Origin of the sequence: Romboutsia timonensis (assembly GCF_900106845.1) — a bacterium.
GTDB classification, from domain to species: domain Bacteria; phylum Bacillota; class Clostridia; order Peptostreptococcales; family Peptostreptococcaceae; genus Romboutsia; species Romboutsia timonensis.
Window position 1 is genome coordinate 1 of record NZ_LT629853.1, and the last position, 3,111, is coordinate 3,111.

3 protein-coding genes are annotated in these 3,111 nt (G+C 27.1%); all 3 read left to right on the forward strand.

Annotated features, from left to right (window positions below; translation table 11 throughout):
• The first annotated feature begins 216 nt into the window (after positions 1-216).
• Positions 217-537, forward strand: a complete 321-nt coding sequence (locus tag BN7997_RS13955) for a MazG-like family protein (RefSeq protein WP_074010998.1) — start codon at positions 217-219, stop codon at positions 535-537.
• A 7-nt stretch (positions 538-544) separates the two neighbouring features.
• A complete protein-coding gene (locus BN7997_RS13960; RefSeq protein ID WP_071121453.1) occupies positions 545-1,501 on the forward strand; it encodes a YybS family protein in 957 nt (318 codons plus the stop codon).
• A 9-nt stretch (positions 1,502-1,510) separates the two neighbouring features.
• A partial coding sequence (locus BN7997_RS13965) for a DHH family phosphoesterase (RefSeq protein ID WP_071121454.1) occupies positions 1,511-3,111 on the forward strand: 1,601 nt, incomplete at its 3' end.

Below are 3,111 nucleotides of genomic sequence, written 5' to 3' on the forward strand. Positions count from 1 at the left end.
ACCAATCCATCTAATATAACATTTATTTCATCATCTCTAAAATTTTCTTTTCTTATAGTTAACATATTTATCACCTCATAAAGAGTATTGACAAAAATAAAAGAGCGTAGACTTTGTCTACGCTCTGGGACGAGCCTTATGGCTCGTTTTTTTGTTTATCTGGTTAAATCTGTTATAATTTATGATATAATATTTATATATTAAGGGGGGGAAGCTGTGAAATTCGATAGAAATTCAGATGTAACTAAAAATGTAAAAATAATAGAGTGGATGAAGAAGGAGCTTATACTTAGTGTAGGAGATGTATTTGATTTGATTTTCAAAGGTGTAAAGCCTTTAGATGAAGCACTTCAAGACACTTTAGCAAATATAATAATGATAACATACTTACTAGCTAAAAGATTAGGAATAAGTTTTAGTGAAATAGATTACAAGATAAAGGAAAAGATAAGAATAGGAATAGATCAAAATCATAGTGTAGAAAGTTGGTATGGAGATTTTTCAAATTTAAAAAAACATATGGAAAACAGGGAGTGATTTTAAATTGAATAATAAATTAAGGCTGCCTCAAGCATTACTAATAACGGCATTAGGTATCTTATTATGTTTAATGACAGCATATGTACCTATGTTAAGTATACTTAGTATGGCAGTACCAGTACCTTATGCAATTATAGGAACATTAACTGATAATAAATACTCTATATTATCTTTAATAGCAACATTTTTCATATTAATATTTACTGTAAACCCACTATACTCGGTTAGTGTATGTATAATGAGTATAGTTCCAGGAATTTTTATAGGAAGTGCAATAAGAAATAACAGAAAAGAAGATGATTTTAATAAATTTGATCCAATATATATAGGTACTATCGTAACTATGATATGTGTCATAGTATTTTTCTTTATTGCAAAAATAGTATTTAAAACAAATATATTAGATGACTTTATGAATATATTAAAAGAATCTATAAATGTTCAAGTAGCAATTATGGAAAACGCAGGCATGTCTTTAAAAGAAGGATTTAATACATCAGATATCGTAAATTATATTAATAACATGTTACCTGCAATATTATTCCTACAAGGTATGATAGTTACATTTATCATATATGCCCTAGAAACTTTTGTTTTGAGAAGAATAAGAGTGGTAAATTTAAGATTGCCTAAATTCATAGATTTTTATTTACCAGGGAATGCTGTAACTGCATCATTTACAATATATATACTTGTTTTATTTATGGATTTAATTAAAGTAAATCTATACACTGATTTAATAATGTTGAATTTACAACTAGTATTTAATTTTATGTTTATGCTTCAAGGTATATCAGTCTCTATTTACTATTTGAAAAAGTGGATTAGAGGCGGTTCATTAAAAATGATATTTATGTCATTATTGATTTTAAGTGTATTTGGGTTTATGGGAATATCTTTTGTGGGTATGTTAGATAGTATAATAGACTTTAGAAGGGTAAGAAGCTATAAATCTACTTAGGAGGTATAGATGACTAGTAAAAAAATCTTAAAAATGAATATGCCAGAAGTAAACCTATATATAGTTACTGTAGGAATAGCATCTATATTTCTGCTTTACTATAATTTTTATATAGGAGTTTTATTCTTTATTGGATTTTTATATATGGTTATTAATAATTGGAAGACAACTAATATAAGAAGAAAAGAATGGACTAATTATATTCAAAATTTATCATTGGATATAGATGAAACTACTAAAAAAGCAGTAATGAATCTTCCGATACCTTTATGTATACTTGAATTTGATGGTAGCATTACTTGGTATAATGGGAAGTTTAATACTATGATAGGTGAGGATGACTTACTAGGTGTAAATATTGATGATCTTATAAAAAACTTAAATCTTAGAAAAGTATTAAATGAAAATAAAGAAATGTACACAGATATAAGCTATAAAGATAGAGAGTATACTATAGTTTATAACGTAATAAAAAATGAAAATGGAAAAAGTGCAAAATATCTAATGATGTTATATTGGATAGATAAAACAGACTTTTTACAGATGCAAAAAAAATATAACGAAGAAAAAAATGCAATAATGCTAATACAAGTAGATGGATATGATGAAGTTTTAAAGAGTGCAGATGAAGAAAATAGACCACTTTTAAGTGTAGCAATAGAAAAAGAATTAACAGCATTAGAAATGAACTCTAATGGAGCATTAAAGAGAACTTCTAAAGATAAATTTTTCTTAATAATGAATAAGAAAGAATTAAAGAAATTAGAAACAGACAAGTTTTCAGTACTAGATCAAATAAGAAAGATTGACTATGGAAATAATCTTCCTGTGACAATAAGTATGGGAATTGGAATAGATGGCGATACAATAAATGAAAACTTAAAACTTGCAACAGGAGCACTTGATTTAGCTTTAGGTAGAGGTGGAGACCAAGCTGTTATAAAAACAAAAGATAAGTTTGCTTTCTACGGGGGTAAATCTAAAGCAGTAGAAAAAACTACTAAAGTAAAATCAAGACTTATAGGGCATGCTTTAAGAGAAGTTATTTTAGAAAGTGATCATGTATTTATAATGGGACATAAGTATCCAGATATGGATGCTATGGGTGCAGCTGTTGGTATATATGATATATGTAAATCATGTAATAAAACAGCTAATATAGTTTTAGATCATTCAAATGAATCTATAGAAGAATTTATAAAAAAAATTAAAAGATCAGATTATCATGATGGTATTTTTGTTGATTGTGATTATGCAATAAGAGAATGTATGAAAAATACTCTTGTAGTAGTTGTAGATACACATAGACCAAATTTCACAGAATGTCCACAATTATTAGAAATATCGGATAAAGTAGTTGTTATAGACCACCATAGAAGAGGTGTAGACTTTATTAATGATACAGTACTTTTATTCCATGAAATTTATGTATCATCTACATGTGAAATGGTAACAGAGCTTGTACAATATATTGAAGATGATGTAAGAATAAATAAATTGACTGCAGAAGGATTACTAGCAGGGATTAGTTTAGATACTAAAAACTTTGCATTTAAAACGGGTGTAAGAACATTTGAAGCTGCATCATATTTAAAGAAATCTGGAGCAGA